This is a genomic window from Xenorhabdus sp. KK7.4, from assembly GCF_963876465.1.
GTDB classification, from domain to species: domain Bacteria; phylum Pseudomonadota; class Gammaproteobacteria; order Enterobacterales; family Enterobacteriaceae; genus Xenorhabdus; species Xenorhabdus stockiae.
In genome coordinates this window covers 114,542-132,629 of record NZ_CAWNQF010000122.1, presented here as the reverse complement: position 1 = coordinate 132,629, position 18,088 = coordinate 114,542, and the positions used below count along the sequence as shown (strand labels likewise).

Annotated in this window: 13 protein-coding genes; 1 reads left to right on the top strand and 12 read right to left on the bottom strand. The window is 45.1% G+C overall.

Annotated elements, in window-relative coordinates:
- Positions 1-93: 93 nt before the first annotated feature.
- From mukB to cmoM, 4 genes are read right to left on the bottom strand one after another with little or no spacing between them, the layout of a single operon-like run.
- The gene (mukB, locus tag AACS90_RS20310; RefSeq protein ID WP_099121285.1) at positions 94-4,551 is read right to left on the bottom strand and encodes a chromosome partition protein MukB; all 4,458 of its coding nucleotides are present in this window, start codon (positions 4,549-4,551) and stop codon (positions 94-96) included.
- Positions 4,548-5,270: a chromosome partition protein MukE gene (gene mukE / locus AACS90_RS20305; protein ID WP_099110708.1), complete on the bottom strand. Its 723-nt coding sequence runs from the start codon at positions 5,268-5,270 to the stop codon at positions 4,548-4,550. Before mukE ends, mukB begins: the two co-directional genes overlap by 4 nt.
- Positions 5,251-6,573: a chromosome partition protein MukF gene (gene mukF / locus AACS90_RS20300; protein WP_099121284.1), complete on the bottom strand. Its 1,323-nt coding sequence runs from the start codon at positions 6,571-6,573 to the stop codon at positions 5,251-5,253. Before mukF ends, mukE begins: the two co-directional genes overlap by 20 nt.
- Positions 6,570-7,355 carry a tRNA uridine 5-oxyacetic acid(34) methyltransferase CmoM gene (cmoM, locus tag AACS90_RS20295; RefSeq protein ID WP_099121283.1) on the bottom strand — a complete coding sequence of 262 codons (786 nt, stop codon included), beginning with the start codon at positions 7,353-7,355 and terminating at the stop codon, positions 6,570-6,572. The genes mukF and cmoM overlap by 4 nt, the downstream gene beginning before the upstream one ends.
- A 188-nt stretch (positions 7,356-7,543) precedes the next feature.
- On the opposite strand from cmoM, the gene elyC reads away from it, so the two are divergent.
- Positions 7,544-8,350: an envelope biogenesis factor ElyC gene (gene elyC / locus AACS90_RS20290; RefSeq protein WP_099121282.1), complete on the top strand. Its 807-nt coding sequence runs from the start codon at positions 7,544-7,546 to the stop codon at positions 8,348-8,350.
- 190 nt (positions 8,351-8,540) lie between these two features.
- Here elyC and kdsB read toward each other — a convergent pair whose 3' ends face one another.
- The 8 genes from kdsB to cmk all read right to left on the bottom strand — a co-directional run bounded on the left by kdsB (position 8,541) and on the right by cmk (position 17,927).
- A complete protein-coding gene (gene kdsB / locus AACS90_RS20285) occupies positions 8,541-9,287 on the bottom strand; it encodes a 3-deoxy-manno-octulosonate cytidylyltransferase (protein WP_099121281.1) in 747 nt (248 codons plus the stop codon).
- Between the two features lie 3 nt (positions 9,288-9,290).
- A complete protein-coding gene (locus tag AACS90_RS20280; RefSeq protein ID WP_099110703.1) occupies positions 9,291-9,470 on the bottom strand; it encodes a Trm112 family protein in 180 nt (59 codons plus the stop codon).
- A 169-nt stretch (positions 9,471-9,639) separates the two neighbouring features.
- Entirely contained in the window at positions 9,640-10,638 is a 999-nt protein-coding gene (lpxK, locus tag AACS90_RS20275) for a tetraacyldisaccharide 4'-kinase (protein WP_099121280.1), read from the bottom strand.
- Positions 10,635-12,383: a lipid A ABC transporter ATP-binding protein/permease MsbA gene (gene msbA / locus AACS90_RS20270; RefSeq protein WP_099121279.1), complete on the bottom strand. Its 1,749-nt coding sequence runs from the start codon at positions 12,381-12,383 to the stop codon at positions 10,635-10,637. The genes lpxK and msbA overlap by 4 nt, the downstream gene beginning before the upstream one ends.
- Positions 12,384-12,418: 35 nt before the next feature.
- Positions 12,419-14,803, bottom strand: a complete 2,385-nt coding sequence (locus AACS90_RS20265) for a ComEC family protein (RefSeq protein WP_241538204.1) — start codon at positions 14,801-14,803, stop codon at positions 12,419-12,421.
- 203 nt (positions 14,804-15,006) lie between these two features.
- On the bottom strand, positions 15,007-15,297 hold the full coding sequence (gene ihfB, locus AACS90_RS20260; RefSeq protein WP_099110700.1) for an integration host factor subunit beta: 291 nt from the start codon (positions 15,295-15,297) through the stop codon (positions 15,007-15,009).
- A gap of 74 nt (positions 15,298-15,371) precedes the next feature.
- On the bottom strand, positions 15,372-17,045 hold the full coding sequence (gene rpsA / locus AACS90_RS20255; protein ID WP_099121278.1) for a 30S ribosomal protein S1: 1,674 nt from the start codon (positions 17,043-17,045) through the stop codon (positions 15,372-15,374).
- A gap of 195 nt (positions 17,046-17,240) precedes the next feature.
- On the bottom strand, positions 17,241-17,927 hold the full coding sequence (gene cmk / locus AACS90_RS20250; RefSeq protein WP_099110698.1) for a (d)CMP kinase: 687 nt from the start codon (positions 17,925-17,927) through the stop codon (positions 17,241-17,243).
- Between the last annotated feature and the right edge of the window lie 161 nt (positions 17,928-18,088).

The following is an 18,088-nucleotide window of genomic DNA, read 5'->3' as shown; positions in this document are numbered from 1 at the left end:
ATATTTCAAAACGTGATTATTATCTTCGTAAATTAAAAAGCCGTCATATAATCAATGACGGCTTTAACTTACTCACTCAGAAAGAAATTATTTTCAGAATATCGCCTGAGCCTGTTCCTGCCGCTGTTCAATAGCCGGCGTTTCCTGCCCAAAGCCACGTAAACCAACAACATGCACATGTTCCTGATTATTAAAAATCTTACGTACTAATTTATACGTAGTTCCTTTCTCCGGACTGATATTTTCCGGTGCAGCAATAATCAGCTGCATCTGTAATCGTTCACATAATTCAAACAGTGTGGCGATAGATTTCGCATCCAGACGCGCAGCTTCATCAAGGAATAGCAAACGACATGGGGAAATATCTTTGCCACGCAGACGACGGGATTCCTCTTCCCAGCTCTGCACAACCATAACCAGAATCGACATCCCTGTACCAATGGCCTCACCGGTAGAAAGCGCTCCACTTTCCGCTTTTAGCCAGCCATCTGAGCCACGATTCACCTCAACGTCTAATTCAAGGTAATTACGATAATCCAGTAATTCTTCACCAATTGTCTGAGGTAAACGCTGCCCCATATCAATTTGTGGATTTAAGCGCTGATAAAGTTTGGCCATTGCTTCTGAGAAGGTCAGGCGCTGGCTATTAAACAGATCCTGATGTTGTTCCTGTTGTTCAGACAGCACATCCAGTAAAACAGCGTGGCTTTCACGTATATTCACATTCAGGCGCACACCACCGACCTGACCGAAGGAAACCATTTGTAATCCCTGATTCAGCATTCTGATACGGTTCTGCTCACGCTGAATAGTCTTACGGATGATATTTGCCACGCTCTTAGAACTGATCGCCAGTTTTTGCTCACGTGCCGTTAACTCTTCAGTCAAACGCGCCAGCTCGATTTCCATCTGCTCAATCGCATCAACCGGATCATCAGTACGGATAATATCCTGCCGGATCCGCTCACGCAGATGCTGATACACAGCCACAAAGAACTGAATCTTACGCTCAGGACGTTTTGGATCTTCAGACAGACGCAACGCATCACGTAAATGTTCATTATCTGCTACGGCAAGACGCAGAGCACCCAGCGCCTTATCCGACATTGAACGTAGTGCATCAGCATCCATGTAAGCCAGTTCACGGCGATGAAGACGGCGTTCAACGCCATTATCTTTCACCATCCGCATCACAGCACACCAACCTGCTTTAGAGGATACGACCTGCTCACGTTTCTGATAATAATCACGTTCTGATTTGCGCAGTTTCTTCTGGAGGTTTTCCATTTCCGCCTCACAGAATGCGATCTGCTTCTCAAGCTGATTGACTCGGGAACGGTTGGCCTGTACTGCGGCATGAAGCTGATCACGGCGTTCACGGGCACGATTTTCCGCATTAGCGTCAGCCTGTACACCGATATCTTTCATCTCCTGTTCAAGTTCTTTCAACATATCCTGCTTGGTGTCATAAGAACTCTTCAGGGAAGCCAGTACCTGACTAAACTGAGCACTTTGTGATTGCTGCTGGCGAAGTTGTTCACGGGCGCGGCTGCGGTCAGATTCCGCGTGTTCAAGGCGCTGACGCAATTTATCGTTCAGGTCACTATTTTCACTGAGCATTCCGGCTGAATCGCTGTAACTGAAATGCACGCGGCGCTGTACAACTTCAGTCAGGGCAAACGCCTGTTGTTTGGCTTTGATTTGACTGTGTTTCGCCATTTCATAATCCCGCTGCAATTGCTCATGCTGGCGAGGATCACTTTGTAAAACCGATACCATCGGTTCAAGTTTATGCAGGGTATTACCGTGTTGTTGCAGGAAACGAGCCGCATCCTGTGCTTCACTCATTTCTTCACGTACAGCTTCCACCCGATCAATCAGAGTTTCATCCAGCAAAATCGTAACTTGTGGTATCAACCGATTGAGTACAGACAGGCTCTCTTTTACCTGAACCAGTTTTTGTTGATTCTGTTGTGTGTGGGATTCAAATTGTGACAGTTCTCGCTCCAGCTCTGTTCTCCGATGATTCAGAGTACGGATTTCCAGTTCCGGATCGCTATCAAATGCCACCGACAAGTGTTTACCGACAAAACGGCTGAAGGCCTGATGTGCACGCTGGATTTTCTGCACATCAAATGAGAGTGTTGCATAACGCTCTGCCAGCGTATCACGCTCCAGACTGAGCGCTTCCAGACGATTTTCCCTTGCCGCCCGTCCGAATAAAGGGACTTCAGGATAGCGGGAATAACGCCACTGACGATCAGAGGATTTAACCAGAACAGCATTTTCCTGCTCTTCAAAATCAAACACACTGTCATCAAACGATTGTGGATCCCCTTCGATCAGGTAGAGATCTTCCGGGCAATCCTCCAATGCTTCCAGATGTGGGCGTACCAATGAAAGATCCGGGACAACAATCGCATGACGTGCTGAGCCATAGAGCGCAGAGAAATAAGGTGCATCATCAATGGTGATGTCGTCATAAATTTCTGACAACAAAACACCACCGAAACGCTCCGCCAGAGCCAGCAAGCGGCTATCTTCCGCTCCACTTGGTTGGCTCAGCCGTTCAATCTGTTTTTCCAGTTCACGTTTCTGTGTCGAGACACTATCACGTTCAACAGTGATTTCACGTTCCTGCTCCAGCAATTGCTGCATATATTCCGTGACATCATTGCTGTTTTCGAAATTTTCACCACTCTGCTCGCAAAGCTGGTCCAGTGTTTCCTGTGCCGCCAGCCAGACTGGCGCACGGCTAGTCAGCGCCTGTATTTTCTGTTTGAGCTGTTCGAGTTCCTGACGCACTTGCATGCGAGATTCACCGCTTTCATTAGCAGTCAGGCTTAATTCTTCCAGCTGAGCTTCTAACTCACCCTGCAACATTTCCAGATCTTCTGGCTGATATTGCTGCTGATGACGCTTACAGAATTCTTCCAGCATGCGTTCTGCATTTTGCTGACTGTTAAGGCGCTGTTCCAGCTCAGCCAACTGAATACGTAGCGGTTGAACACGGTCTGACAGATGGCGTTGAGATGACCATTCACGCAATACTTCACGGGCGCTGTGCCATGCTTCACTACGGCTGACTTCACCAACAATATTTTTCACCAGTTGATAAGCCTGCTCAAACTGACTATGAGCAGCATCAGCCACACTGAGTTTTTGTTCCAGTGCTAACAGGATTTCGGTTGCCTGTTGTTCTTTGGCCTGATAAGTCTCCTGCCATTCATCAGCATTCTCTGCCGATAATTCAGGAAGCTGGCAAAGCTCACGAGCTCGCTCCAGCGCTTGCAGTGCCTGTTGATACTGAATAGCACGGGTCTGCTGAACATCCAGTGCCTGCTGATAATCAGCAAGCTGGCTTTTTAATTCATCAACTTCCTGCTCTGCGGCTTCAGACGTAACTTCATATTCCGCCTGCATCTCTTTCGCTTCTTCAACGATTTCAGTCTGTTCTTCCAGTCGATAAGTCAGCTCTTCGATATCAGCCTGATAACGGTCAATTTTTTCCTGCTGACGCATGGCTGTCTGAACCAGATTCAAATGATCGCTGGCTGCCTGATAATCCATTTCCAGATCAGAGGATGCGCCACTTTGTTCTGTCAGTTCCCGTGCCATTTCTACATGGCGGTATTGTTCCGTCACCAATTGCCGCCGGCTGCCAAACAATTCACTGCGTAAAGCCAGCGCCTCATCCAGATGAACTCGACGTTCATTGGCATGGCGCATATAGTCAGCAGAAACATAAGCTGTCGCTTCGGTAATGAGATGCTTAAACAGGTCACGGTCAGATTGAGTGACGCGGATAGCTTCCAGTGTGATACGGTTTTCACGCAGAGCGGCTTCCATATCCTGAAATGCTTTTCTGACGCCACTATTTTCTGGTAATAGGTAGTCACGCAATGAACGTGTAATCGCGCTGGAAATACCGCCATATAACGATGCTTCTATCAGGCGATAAAACTTGCTGCGATCACTGGCAGAACGTAATCGTTTCGGGATCACCCCCAAATCAAACATCAGGGCATGGTAATCAGTGATGGAATTAAATTGTTTGAACTGAACACCATCCATTTCTTCGGCGCGCTCTTTCAGTTCATTCAGTGGCAGAACCCGCGCCTGACGCTCGTTGATATTTTCAGTCAATAGCTGTGTTGGCTGTATTGAAGCAGGGACACCCTGAATCATGAAGGGCTTGATATCAACTTTTCGGTCTCGCCCTGCGATTTGTTGTAAGCGTACACCAGCAATAATTCTCTGGTGGCGGGAATTGACCACGTCCAGCGTAGAATAGCAGACACCAGCCCGCAGTTTACCGTGCAGACCTTTATCACGGGAGCCACTGGTTGCACCTGCTTCCGTCGTATTACGGAAATGCAGTAGTGTTAAATCCGGAATTAATGCGGTGACAAATGCCGCCATCGTGGTGGATTTACCCGCGCCGTTACCCCCGGATAAAGTCGTTACCAGTTCATCAAGATCAAATGTTCTGGCAAAAAAACCGTTCCAGTTAACGAGTGTCAGTGAGCGAAATTTACCGCGTTCAATCATGACTGTTCATCCTCCGCACCTGCTGCTGAATCTGTTGGTGCTTCTTCGTGTTCATTACCTTCCTGCGATAAACTGCTCTCCACTGGCATTGCTTCTCCATCACGGATCATCCGTAACTGAGCTTCACGTGGATCATCACCGCTACGTACATCTGCACCGAAACGAAATACTGCTTCGGTAATCATAAATTTATTGCTGTCATTTTGTAGGAAATAGGCCATCCCCAAACGACGCAGGCGGTTCAGGGAAGTGCGTACTTTTTCCTGTAGTTTTTGTTTATCCAAATCTGAACCGGTTGAACGCTGATTCACCAATTTCATCAGTCTATTTTCATCAGCCAGTGACAACAGCTCTTCATGCAGTTCCTGAAAAGTGAATATCCCCTGATTAGATAAGCGCTCCGGGCTGAGATAGAGGTAACACAGAATTTTACCCACCATCATGTCCAGCTCAGATAAAACAGAGCGGGAAATCAGCGTATTTGAACGCGGCCGTAGGTAGAAAAAACCTTCTGGTGCACGGATCAGTTCGACGTTATAACGTGAGTAAAATGTTTCCAGCTCTTCCTGAAAATCCATCAGAAAAGCATGATTATCAAGATCATCCATTCCAATATGACGCCCTGAACGAAGCTGGCTGTCTAATTCTGGAAAAAGTGTGTTGGATAATGCCTGAGCCAGTTTAACTGGCATAAATTGTTCAATATGTGTCGATGACATGTGCCTGCACCTTGGCTCCGTAATCATTAATCGCTAACCATTCCGCTGGCAACCCAGAGAAATCTGCTTCTGCAACGCCCAGTCGTACTGCCTGATCCACCAGAATACGTGCAACATCAAAATGACGTTTGTATGGATATTTGGCAAGGTAATCACGCAATACAGCGCCCAAATCCAGAGGGAGTTTGGCCTGTTGGTAAATTGCCAGTGCCTGTTCTACCATTTCCGCCAGTTGCTCGTGAATTTCATTAAATTCTTCGTATTCCATTTCTGGGGGCAGTTCACCCATGACTTCTTCATTGCGTAACGTCAATTCTTCATCACGCATATCCAGCAGACGCTCTGCGCTGGCAACATTAAGCACCCACGGGTTATCGAAGTAATTCTGGATAGACTGGCGGAGACGCTGAGCAAAAATGCGGTTCTTATCCATATCAATCGCTGTTCGAATGAACTTGTGAACATGTCGGTCGTAACCGATCCAGAGATCGATGGATTGCTGTCCCCAGCTAATAATGCGGTCGAGTTTATTTTGTAGATCAAAAACCAGCTTATCCACCAGTTCAGAACCGCCACTCATCATGTTGGCATCCTGAATCCGCAGCAGATTGGCCTGCAATTTATCGCCCGCTGCCTCCAGAGTATCCTGAAGCTCCCGCAGAGTTCCGGAGGTTTCGGACAATAATTGCTCACAATTCGCTATAGCAGCCTGCCAGTCCTGATTGAGCAAGGCTGCAATATCTGCTTTTACACTGTTTTGCTGCTCATCCATGATGCGCTGTGACAGATCAATACTGTCAAAAATTTCAGCCACCGAATATTTAAGAGGAGCAAATACATTGCGATGCCAGTGAAATTCATCACCACCTTCTTCAGCCGCTTCGGCCGCACGGTGTAGTTCATTGGCAACAATAGAAAGCTGCATAGAAAGACGCAACGTGGAAAATTCACGCTGACGAATATAGTAGTCGCTAATGCCAATACCTAATGGGGTTAAACGATAGATAGCGCTACCATCCGCAAGTTCACTGGTAAAACGGTTAAGTAGCTTTTGCCTTACCATATCGTTAATTGCATTATTTGCCCTGACCGCTACGGCTTCTGAAGTCTGCTCAAAACCTTTACAAACCTCCCGGAAAGCATCAATCAGCTCTCCTTCGCTCATTTCGCCATCAAGACGTTCATTGTTCAGTACGGCAATTGCCATTAAAAAAGCCAACCGCTCCGGTGGCAACGAAATGGAAAAATCATTCTTTCTGGCCCAGGACACAAGTTCAGGAACAGTCTGGGAATATTCACTCATAATTCGCTCTTTAAGGTAAGCTTACGTGCCGTCACATGAATATAGCGCCCAAGGCTAATATAAGGCTCTTGTCTACAATAACGCTGTTCAAGCTCAAGCAGCGCCGGAAAATCTGTATTTTGCAATTGGCGGCTTTGCAGGTAGTCGTGAAAGACCCTGACTCCGGTTTTACCCACTATTTCCATATTAAGTTCAGTGAGCCATTGATATACCTGTTCAGGTATTAATGGATTCTGTGGCGATAGGGAACGTTTCCGGCGACGCTGAATATTTGGCGTTGCTAAATGAAAATTACCCAGAATGGCATTACGCATAACCAGCCCATTAGCATTATAAAACATTAATGAGAGTGCACCACCGGGCGTAATAATATCACCCAATATTTCTATCACATCTTTTTGATCGGTGATCCATTCCAATACCGCATGGAACAGGATTAGATCAACAGGCTGAGTAATATGTTGGTGAATATCCTGTACCGGGCTCTGAATAAACTGCATCTGCTGAAGAACTCCCCGCTCTTCAGCGTTGCTTTTTGCCCGTTGGATCATTTCTTCGGAAAGGTCACATAATATAACCTGATGACCTAATTCAGCGAGCTGACAGGCCATATTCCCTTCACCTCCCCCTGCATCCAAAATACGCAAAGATCGTTGAGGCAAATGATTCAGCAATTCTTCGATATCCTGCCAGACAACGGCCTGTCTGATTTTACCTTTGGTGGTACCGTAAATATTACGCGAAAATTTGTCTGCAATATCATCGAAATTGCGATCCCGCATGAAAAAACGCCTCATTAATAAACTAAGCTTTATGTATCTATTGAATATTTATAGAGTCTATCGAGTAGAGATAGTGTCTAGTGCTATTTTTACTACCGTTATTCTGGCACAGTAATCGGTAAATTCACTACTTTTACCCTTGAATTTACCCCTGTGCGGTGATAATTCAATCAGATTAAGGCCAGTTGATGCTATTTCTGCTAAAAAAATACGTTGGTGCGCTATTAATGCCGCTCCCTTTAATCATTTTAATCGCTTTCGTCGCTTTATTCCTGCTGTGGTTTACCCGATGGCAAAAAACAGGGAAAATAATTCTTTCACTAAGCTGGCTGACCCTGCTTTTATTGAGTTTACAGCCTGTTGCAGATAACTTACTACTCCCTGTCGAAGGAAAATATACTCAACGTTACGAGCCAAATGCGATACACGCGCCTGCGGTAAAATACATTGTTGTTCTTGGCGGCGGCTTCACTTATAACCCGGAATGGGCACCCAGTGCCAACCTTATCAGCAATAGCCTGCCCAGAGTAACCGAAGGTATCCGCTTATATCGCCTTAACCCCGGCGCTAAAATGATTTTTACCGGTGGTAAGGGGGTTAATTCAATCAGCAGTGCTGAAATCGCGGCTATGGTAGCACAATCACTGGGGGTTCCTGTAGCTGACACGATAGCATTAAAAAATCCGCTGGATACAGAGGAAGAAGCAGCCGAAGTCGAAAAGGTTATTGGTCAGCAACCTTTTATTCTGGTTACATCCGCAAACCATATGGCCCGTTCACTGAAATTCTTTGAACAACGTGGTATGCACCCTATTCCCGGCCCGGCAAATCAGCTGGCAGTAACAACGCCACTGTATAACTGGGAAAAATATATTCCGTCACCCCATTATTTTTCTCACACGGAGCGGGCATGGTATGAAACTCTGGGTAGTATCTGGCAGGCAATTAAACCTTCCGGTACAGATAAAGGTGAAAAGAGTGAAAGTGGGAATTAATGATACGAATTATTGCTGAGTAGCCGGAAAAAATTAGGCGAACTTAATCGCCTAATTGCTATGAATCTGTTTTGTTATTGTTTATACCAATCAAACTTCAAGATGCGTGTTATATCTCCCCGCGAAGCGGGGGAGATATAAGGCTTTTCATAGTATTGCTGATTGCAACTTGAAGTTAAAAAAGTATATATCAGGCTGCAAAAGTTTTTCTGACTGCTTCCAGATCTTCCGGGGTGTCGACTCCGGCGCCCGGAGCCTGTAATGCCTTCGCTACATGAATTTTTTCCCCATACCAAAGTACTCGTAATTGTTCGAGCATTTCGATATTTTCCAGTGGGCTGGGTTCCCACTGCACATAGCGGCGTATAAACCCGGCTCTGTATGCATAAATCCCAATATGGCGCAAGAAATTATCTCCGATAGTCTCTTTGGACTGCATAAAACGATCCCGCTCCCACGGAATAGTTGCACGAGAAAAATAGAGAGCATAACCCTGTGCATCCATGACCACTTTTACGGCATTCGGATTAAATGCTTCTTCAGCATTCTGGATCTGAACGGCGAGTGTTGCCATACCTGCATCACTCCCAGCCAGATTGTCAGCAACCTGCCTGATGATTTGCTCAGGAATAAGTGGCTCATCACCCTGAACATTGACAATAATTTCATCATCAGAGAATTGGTATTTATCAATAACCTCTGCCAGACGCTCTGTGCCTGAATGATGATTTTCACTGGTCATACAGGCTTCACCACCCGCAGCAGTGACTGCATCAAAAACAGCCTGATTATCTGTGGCTACAATCACGCGACCGGCACCGGAACGGATAGCACGCTCCATAACCCGCACAATCATCGGCTTACCATGAATATCAGCCAACGGCTTTCCGGGCAGGCGGGATGAAGCAAAACGTGCGGGGATAATGACTGTAAACATAAATTATTTCTTTTCCTCTGTTGGTAAAGCACGTGCTTCATGCTCCAGCAGCACAGGAATACCATCACGGAAAGGAAAAGCGAGACGGTCAATTTTGCAAATCAGCTCAAAGTTTTCTTTATCGTAACTGAGTTTGCCATGACATACCGGACAAGCGATGATTTCGAGTAAACGGTGATCCATACATCCCCCAAATGACGGGTTTTTGAAGTTTAATGTGGCTCAGAATACCACAAGCGATGTATCACCGTTAACTCTGTTGTTTTATTTAATATTTGCCTGACGTTACGGCGTTACCGGCAATATTCTGAGCTTCATGGAATAATAGACTCAAATCCGAGAATAACTACCGTTATGTTTTGCCCTTGATCGGCTGAGGGATTAAGGCACAAATTTCATCCAGCAATTTTTCCCCCTGTACTTCAGGCAAGTGAGCTGATACAGGTAAATACCACCAATTATCCTGCGCAAACTGGGCACATTTGACAGCATCTTTTTCTGTCATCAGTAAATTCTGCCCAGTATTGGTTAAAGCTAATAGCTGTACCTTTTCATAAGCCTGATGATCAGCAAACGCATGTGTCGCCTGTAAATCCACACCTAATTGCTGCAATGCAGCAAAAAAACGAGGTGGATGACCAATTCCCGCCATTGCAATTGCATCCGGAATACCGCTGACTTTTCGCTTTTCTCCGGTCAGGAGATTAACGGCAATTTCTCCTTTTAACGTCATCGGTAACTCACCAGTTTCTGCTGTTCCGCCATTAACGATAATGGTATTTACGGTATTTAATCGCCCTGAAAGCTCCCGCATCGGCCCTGCCGGTAACCAATAACCATTACCAAAACGGCGAGCACCATCAATCACAACGATTTCATAATCACGCTGTAAAGCATAATGCTGGAGACCATCATCTGTGATAACAATATCAAGGGAAGAATGCTTCAATAGTTTTTTGACTGCATCAATACGTTTTGGCGCAACTGCAACCGGGGCACCTGTGCGGCGATGAATTAAAACCGGCTCATCACCTGCCTGGCCAGTAGTCACCTCATCCGTTACCAGCAAAGGGTAATGTTCAGACTTCCCGCCATAACCACGAGAAACGACGCCTACCCGATAACCTTTCTGCTGTAAATGTTCGACCAACCAGATAACTACCGGTGTTTTTCCATTGCCTCCGGCAGTTAAATTACCGACGACGACAACAGAAACGGAGGCTTTCCATGAACGGAATAATCCTGACTTATAGCCCAGCTTACGCAGGCCACTTACCAGCCCATAAAGGGCTGATAGTGGTAATAACAGGATATAGAGCCATGAACGGCCCGACCAAATGCGCTCAATCATAGGCCAAACTGCATTCGATGAAGCTGAGCATATGCGCCATTTTTCTCCAACAGAGCGGTATGGTTGCCTCTCTCAATAATATTGCCATCTTCAATAACAATAATTTCATCAGCACTTTCAATAGTAGAAAGACGGTGTGCAATTACCAGAGAAGTTCTGTTTTTCTGCAATTCATCCAGTGCAGCCTGAATCGCGCGTTCAGATTCAGTATCCAGAGCCGAAGTAGCCTCATCCAGAATCAAAATCGGAGAATCACGCAGTAGAGCGCGGGCAATAGCAATACGCTGGCGTTGCCCACCAGAAAGTAGAACGCCATTCTCACCAATCATAGTATCAAGGCCGTTATCCAGTTTCTTGATAAAGTCCATCGCGTAAGCCATTTCTGCCGCACGTTCAATTTCTTCACGACTGAACTGACCTTCGCTGGCATAAGCAATATTGTTAGCCACGGTATCATTAAACAAATGTACGTTTTGCGATACCAGCGCTATCTGATTACGTAAAGAAGACAATGTATACTCACGTAGATCATGACCATCCAGCGAAATACCCCCTTCACTGACGTCATAAAAACGGGTCAGAAGATTGGCAATCGTTGATTTACCTGAACCAGAACGCCCGACCAGAGCAATAGTTTTACCTGCCGGGACTGTCATGGAAATATTTTTCAGCGCAGGGCTCTCTTTGGTTGGATAACAGAAAGTTACATCACGGAACTCAAGATCACCTTTCGCTTTTTTAATTTCCCGTTTTCCGTCATCTTTTTCCTGCTCCATATCCAGAATGGTAAATAAAGTCTGGCAGGCAGCCATACCACGCTGGAATTGTGCATTGACATTAGTCAGTGATTTCAGCGGACGCATTAAAGCAATCATGGAAGAGAATACAACTGTAATTTTACCCGCAGTCAGTGCGCCCATAATTTCAGGAAAACTGGCAGCATACAAGATAAATGCCAGAGCAAATGACGCAATAATCTGGATAATAGGATCCGAAATAGAATCAGCGGAAACCATTTTCATCCCCTGCTGACGCATATGATTACTGACTTTATTAAAGCGTTTTGTTTCAACTTTCTGACCACCAAAGATTAAAACCTCTTTGTGGCCTTTCAGCATTTGTTCTGCGCTGGTTGTCACCATTCCCATACTGTTTTGCATATTTTTACTGATACGACGGAAACGTACAGAAACCAGACGGATAACTCCTGCAACAATCGGAGCAATAACAATCAGGATCAAAGATAATTCCCAACTGTAATAAAACATCAGTGCAAAAAGGCCGATAATTGATGCCCCTTCCCTGACAACTGTCACCAGTGCGCCGGAGGAGGAAGATGCAACCTGCTCTGAATCATAGGTAATACGGGAAAGTAGTGTCCCCGTAGATTGCTGGTCAAAAAAGGCGACTGGCATGCCCATCATATGGTTGAACAAACGACGGCGCATCTGCATCACAACTTTACCGGAAACCCAGGAGATACAATAACTTGATACAAACCCAGATATGCCACGCATAAGCATCAGCCCGATAACCACCAGTGGCATCCATTTCAATACACTCATGTCTGCCTTGCCAAACCCTTCATCAAGTAAAGGCTTTAACAAAGAAAGCATCAATGTATCACCGGCAGCATTTATAACTAGCGCAACCGCCGCAACTAACAATCCGGCCTTAAATGGTGTGATGATCGGCCATAGTCGGCGAAAGGTCTGCCAGGTAGAAAGGTCTTTATCATTCATTATTGAGTTACCAAAACCAAAAGAAATAGCGGCTTATTCTACTCATGATCACCGCGAATACCAAACCACTGATGATACCACCGTGACATTAACTGTTGTCGGTATCTTTCTAATTTAATGTGATCATGATAAACATAACCGGTAATCTGGCCTGAAACTGCCGTGCTATTCCATTGAATTCCAGCGCTTTTATAGCGGTCTTTTACTTTCATTGAAGGAAGTTTCCAGGGACTATAGCGTGCCACTGAAGTTAAAGCATATTCAGGCCTGACCCTACGTATAAATGCCGCTGTAGAGGAAGTATTACTCCCATGATGGGGAACCTGTAAGACAGTCGAATTAAGATTTTCCTTTTCAAGCCCGATCAACTGATATTCCGCCTGTTTCTCCAAATCACCTGTTAATAATAAACTATACTTGCCATCATCAATGCGGATAACACAAGATTGATTATTACCCACATTTTCTGCCTTTTCCGGAGGCCAGATAACCCGGAAAGTTAATCCCTGCCATATCCATTGCTCACCACGAACACAGGGTAAATGCTCTGATTTACTGGAAGGGCTGCGAATATGAATATCCGGATTTTTTTCGATTAAATATTCCACTCCGCCTGTATGATCCAGATGATCATGGCTCAGGATAATTTGTTCAGGAGTTAGTTGATGCCAACGCAGGTAAGGCTGGATAACTTTTTCCGCCATACTCCCCATCTCCCAGCGGTTTCCTGTATCGAATAAAATCGCCTTTCCTCCTTTATCAATAACAATAGCCAAACCATGACCAACATCCAACATGGAAAAGCGCCATTGATATTCATCATCACGCTTGAAATAACAGATCGTTATTCCGGCAAAAGCACATAACAACCCTATATATGATTTCCACCAGCCAAAACGCCAGATAACAACGGACATCCAGCCGGCAAAAGTGATGAAGAAAGGAATATGGCCTGTTTCAGTCCATGAATGAACAAATGCAGGCAAAGGCATTAAAGCAACGGAAATAGTGTAATCAACCAATTGCCAGAAAAGTGGCTGAAGAAACTGGCTAAAAGGTAATAATACACTGAACAATATCAACATGATCAGTGGAACTGTCAGAAAAGAGATTATCGGGACAGCCCATAAATTCGCAATTAATGATGCAATATTGATCCCCTGAAATAGCAAAAGTTGCAACGGCATTAACATAAGCATCATTCCCGATTGCATATGTAATCCACGCAACCAGACCCAGCGCCATCCATAACGGACTCTTTCAGGCAAAGGCATCCAATGAAACCAGAATAACAGTGCTACAACTGCAAAAAATGAAAGCCAAAAGCTGTCAGAAAGGATTGCCAGTGGGTCAAAAAGTAAAATCAGCGCAGCACTCCATAAAACCCACTGCCATGAAAAACAAAAATGATTCCTGCAACGCAAATAAATCCAGACTGTTAACCCTAACATTGCCCGGATAGCCGGAAGCCCCCAGCCGGAAAGCCATCCATATAACATTGCCGTTAGCCATCCGACAAGAAGCGGGAAACGAAATCCAACCCACGGTGCGGGAAGCAAGAACTGAATTCCCCTGGCAAAAGCCCAGCCAAATAAACTAGCTATCGCAACATGTAACCCTGAAATCGCCATCAAATGCGCAATTCCCGTTTGTTGTAACAATAACCGAGTTTGTTTATCCAGCCATGCTCTTTCGCCAAATGTAAGCGCAAGAGCAATACCAGAATGTTTCAGAAAGTGTATTTCCGGGATCAGTTTATAGATTAACCTCTGTCTTACACTGCAATTATCATCCAATAAATTCGCTTTAGTAATTTTGCCATTAAGCGGCTGGCGAATTGATAGCGCATAACGCTGGCTGTCATAACTTCCTTGATTTAATTGGGCATGAACAGCTCTGAGCTTCATTGTGACCAACCACTTTTGCCCAGCACAAAGTGGCGTGGAGAAATTTTGCAGTATTGAAGGATCCCATAAAACTGAGGCATATAAAGCAGGAAAAATATATTTTCCCTCACTCTCGATTAACCTAATCCTATAACGTGGTTTCTCATCTCCATCTGTTTCATTTAATGATACGCTGTCAACCATAATAACTGCTGATCTTGTCGTATCGCTAAAATAGGTTATTTGATCCAGAATTTGGTGACCATTCCAACATCCCCAAAGTAATCCCCATAATATCAGCGAAATAAGTCGGCCTAATTTATAAGAAATCAACCATAAAACAATTGCGGCTATGGATAAGAACAATATTTCTCGTGGTTGAGGTAATTCTGGCAGTAATAAAAGAGGGAGCATTCCCAATACAACGGCTATAGCTGCTTGGTTTAGGCTGATAATAGATAATGGTTTTCTCCAGATAGAAAAAAGTGGAGAAAAAAGAAACTGAAGAGCCTGCTGCATCCGTATCTGTCCCTGCATTTAAATTCCATTTATGCGGAAAAGACTATTCGATGGTGGGTAATACTGCCAGTCAGATAAAGTTTATTTTGGAAACACTTCGCAAGTTAATTTCAAATGAAAGAACATACATGAAGAAGATGAGAGAATAATCGCAAAAACAAAAAATAATAAAAAAGAACGGCACCCTAAGGTGCCGTAGCAATTAAGTAATAACTTTTATCTTAGCTGTCGCCATAGATATTCACGCGGTCGCGTAATTCTTTACCTGGCTTAAAGTGAGGAACGTATTTACCGTCCAATTCGACTTTATCACCTGTTTTTGGATTACGACCCACACGCGGAGCTCGGTAGTGAAGAGAAAAGCTGCCGAACCCGCGAACTTCAATACGTTCACCGGAGGCCAGAGTTTCTGCCATATGATCAAGCATTTCTTTCACTGCATCTTCAACGGCTTTAGCCGGCATATGAGATTGTTGCTCAGCAAGTCTTTCAATTAATTCAGACTTGGTCATGGTACCTCCCTAAACTACCGTGTTCGGGTAATATTATCGTAACCGAAAATATTACCCGCCGTTATTGACTTAGATTATTCGCCTTTAGCTGCTTTGAAAGCTTCAGCCATTGCGTTGTTAGCAAAGTTTGCGTCTTCTTGCTTGTTCACAGAAGCGATAGCGTCTTTTTCATCAGCTTCGTCTTTCGCACGAACAGACAGGTTGATTACGCGGTTTTTGCGATCAACACCAACGTATTTAGCTTCAACTGCATCGCCAACGTTCAGAACTTGAGTTGCATCTTCAATGCGGTCACGAGAAGCTTCTGATGCACGCAGGTAACCTTCAACACCGTCAGCTAATTCAACTGTAGCACCTTTTGCATCAACAGCAGTTACTTTACCGTTAACAATAGCACCTTTCTTGTTTACAGACAGGTAGTTATTGAATGGATCTTCTGCCAGTTGTTTGATGCCCAGAGAGATACGCTCACGCTCTGCATCTACTTGCAGAACTACAGCAGCAATTTCGTCGCCTTTTTTGTATTCACGAACTGCTTCTTCGCCTGCAACGTTCCAGGAGATGTCAGACAGGTGAACCAGACCGTCGATGCCGCCGTCCAGACCGATGAAGATACCGAAGTCAGTGATTGACTTGATTTTACCTTCAACACGATCATTTTTGTTGTGAGTTTCAGCAAATTGCTGCCAAGGGTTGGATTTACACTGTTTCAGACCCAGGGAGATACGACGACGTTCTTCATCGATATCCAGAACCATAACTTCCACAACATCACCAACGTTAACAACTTTGGATGGGTGGATGTTTTTGTTAGTCCAGTCCATTTCTGAAACGTGTACCAGACCTTCAACGCCTTCTTCGATTTCAACGAAGCAGCCGTAGTCAGTCAGATTAGTTACGCGACCAGTCAGTCGAGTACTTTCTGGGTAACGCTTAGCGATCGCTACCCATGGATCTTCACCCAGTTGTTTCAGACCCAGAGATACGCGAGTACGCTCACGGTCGAACTTCAGTACTTTAACTGTGATTTCATCGCCCACATTGACGATTTCGCTTGGGTGTTTAACACGTTTCCAAGCCATATCAGTAATGTGCAGCAGGCCATCAACGCCGCCCAGATCAACGAATGCACCGTAGTCAGTCAGGTTCTTAACGATACCTTTAACTTCCATGCCTTCTTGCAGGTTTTCCAGCAGCTGATCACGCTCTGCACTGTTTTCAGATTCGATAACAGCACGACGGGAAACAACTACGTTATTGCGTTTCTGATCCAGCTTGATGACTTTGAACTCAAGCTCTTTGCCTTCAAGGTGAGCAGTATCGCGAACTGGACGAACGTCAACCAGTGAACCTGGCAGGAACGCACGGATACCGTTCAGTTCTACAGTGAAGCCGCCTTTTACTTTACCGTTGATAATACCAGTAACAGTTTCAGCTTCTTCGTATGCTTTTTCCAGCATCAGCCATGCTTCATGACGTTTCGCTTTTTCACGGGACAGGATAGTCTCACCGAAACCATCTTCTACCGCATCCAGAGCTACGTCGATTTCATCGCCAACCTGGATTTCCAGCTCGCCCTGAGCGTTTTTGAATTGCTCTACAGGAATCGCAGATTCTGATTTCAGACCTGCGTCGACCAATACAACGTCTTTATCGATAGCAACTACAACACCACGTACGATTGCACCTGGGCGAGTTTCGATAGTCTGTAGGGATTCTTCAAAGAGTTGAGCAAAAGATTCTGTCATTTTAATGATCTTCAAGGTTTTAAATTAACGTCCATCTAGCATCCGGCCGAATGGGGTTGTTTTACATACCTCGCAACTATTCCCTGTTACAAGGTGTTTTAGTATGCCAGCATATTTCACTACTCACATACCAGAATTCTATATACATCGTCTTGATGTGCCGTTGCAATAGCATTATACGCGAAAATACGCAGATTAAACGGTTAATGCTAATGTATTTCTCGCATAATTTAGTGCCTTATCAATGACTTCTTCGATAGACATACTGGTTGAATCCAGTATTAAGGCATCCTGTGCAGGCACTAACGGCGCAACTGCCCGATTGCGATCGCGGAAATCTCGCTCCTGTATTTCGGACAAAAGGCTTTCAAAGTTAACACTAAAACCATTTTCCTGCAACTGTAACATGCGCCTGCGGGCACGTTCTTCCGCACTGGCGTCAAGAAAAATTTTCACGGGTGCGTCAGGAAAAACAACCGTTCCCATATCACGTCCGTCAGCAATCAGCCCCGGGAGAAGACGAAATGCCCTCTGCCGACGAAGTAATGCTTCACGTACACGAGGAAATGTTGCTGTCTGTGAAGCGGTATTACCAACCGCTTCAGTGCGGATTTCATTGCTGACATCTTCACCTTCGAGAATAACCCTGAGCCTGCCGTTTGCAGGGACAAAGCGAACATCCAGATTTGCAGCCAGAGGAACCAGGGCGTCTTCAGACTTGATATCCACCTGATGGTGAATAGCTGCCAGTGCCAGCACGCGATAAATGGCTCCTGAGTCAAGTAATTGCCAATTCAATGCCTCAGCCAGTGCCTGGCATAGAGTTCCTTTGCCAGCACCACTCGGACCATCAACGGTTATTACCGGGGCTATTATCGTCATTCATTCTCCTCCTTTTTGCTTTGCATGGCGCTTGTCGGCTCTTTTCTACACAGAATATTTCCCTATACAGAAAACAGGTCACTCACCTAATGCAGAACACTGCTCAATAAGCGAGCAGCAAAAATATGAGCTTATTATACCTACTCGGAGAATGAGTGGAA

Coding starts and splice junctions, on each gene's coding strand:
- lpxK (WP_099121280.1), bottom strand. CDS start 10,638: ATGATTGAGCGCATTTGGTCGGGCCGTTCATGGCTCTATATCCTGTTA.
- AACS90_RS20280 (WP_099110703.1), bottom strand. CDS start 9,470: ATGGATCACCGTTTACTCGAAATCATCGCTTGTCCGGTATGTCATGGC.
- kdsB (WP_099121281.1), bottom strand. CDS start 9,287: ATGTTTACAGTCATTATCCCCGCACGTTTTGCTTCATCCCGCCTGCCC.
- ihfB (WP_099110700.1), bottom strand. CDS start 15,297: ATGACCAAGTCTGAATTAATTGAAAGACTTGCTGAGCAACAATCTCAT.
- cmoM (WP_099121283.1), bottom strand. CDS start 7,355: ATGCGGGATCGCAATTTCGATGATATTGCAGACAAATTTTCGCGTAAT.
- AACS90_RS20265 (WP_241538204.1), bottom strand. CDS start 14,803: ATGCAGGGACAGATACGGATGCAGCAGGCTCTTCAGTTTCTTTTTTCT.
- rpsA (WP_099121278.1), bottom strand. CDS start 17,045: ATGACAGAATCTTTTGCTCAACTCTTTGAAGAATCCCTACAGACTATC.
- cmk (WP_099110698.1), bottom strand. CDS start 17,927: ATGACGATAATAGCCCCGGTAATAACCGTTGATGGTCCGAGTGGTGCT.
- elyC (WP_099121282.1), top strand. CDS start 7,544: ATGCTATTTCTGCTAAAAAAATACGTTGGTGCGCTATTAATGCCGCTC.
- mukF (WP_099121284.1), bottom strand. CDS start 6,573: ATGAGTGAATATTCCCAGACTGTTCCTGAACTTGTGTCCTGGGCCAGA.
- mukB (WP_099121285.1), bottom strand. CDS start 4,551: ATGATTGAACGCGGTAAATTTCGCTCACTGACACTCGTTAACTGGAAC.
- mukE (WP_099110708.1), bottom strand. CDS start 5,270: ATGTCATCGACACATATTGAACAATTTATGCCAGTTAAACTGGCTCAG.